The organism is Cupriavidus sp. 01L46 (assembly GCF_056399905.1).
Map to the genome: position 1 here is coordinate 1 of NZ_JBFTSF010000663.1, position 780 is coordinate 780.

Sequence of the window (780 nt, forward strand, 5' to 3'; positions counted from 1 at the left end):
TGCCAACCGAGTGCCGCAAGGCGACTAACGTCCAGCAACTTTCTAGGCGTGCCATCCGGTTTGGTCGCGTCATAGACAATGCGGCCACGAAAGCCCACTACCTCCATGACCGTTTCTGCGAGTTCCCGAATCGTTACATCCTCGCCGGTGCCGACGTTGACCAATGGGCCATCGTATCCTTGCTGGGCTAGATGTACACACGCGTCAGCTAAGTCATCTACATATAGGAATTCGCGACGGGGAGTGCCTGTCCCCCAAACCACATATTCGTGATCGTCACGAAGCTTGGCTTCGTGCGCCTTGCGAATGAGCGCCGGCAATACGTGACTATTTGCTAGGTCGTAGTTGTCATTCGGACCGTAAAGGTTGGTAGGCATCACGCTCACGTACTGTCGGCCGAACTGGCTGTTGTAGCTCTCGCAAAGTTTGATGCCCGCAATTTTGGCAACTGCGTAAGGTTCGTTCGTCTGCTCTAGTGGACCTGTAAGTAGATATTCTTCTTTGATTGGCTGCGGACAATCTCGTGGGTAGATGCAACTGGAGCCAAGGAACATTAACCGCTGCACACCCGCCGTATGCGCCCCATGAATCAGGTTGGCCTCGATCATTAGATTTTGATATAGAAAGTCGGCTCTATACAGGCTGTTGGCTTGGATTCCACCCACTTTGGCCGCGGCGACAAAAATATAGTCCGGAATTTCTGTTTTCAGGAAGGAATTTACAGCATGTTGGTCTAGCAGATTTAGTTCGCCGTGCGTGCGAGTTACTATATTTCTGTAG

1 protein-coding gene is annotated in these 780 nt (G+C 51.7%); it reads right to left on the reverse strand.

Annotated features, from left to right (window positions below; translation table 11 throughout):
- The coding region (locus tag AC1DS3_RS39190; RefSeq protein ID WP_477129437.1) for a GDP-L-fucose synthase family protein at positions 1 to 780 on the reverse strand (780 nt) is incomplete at both ends.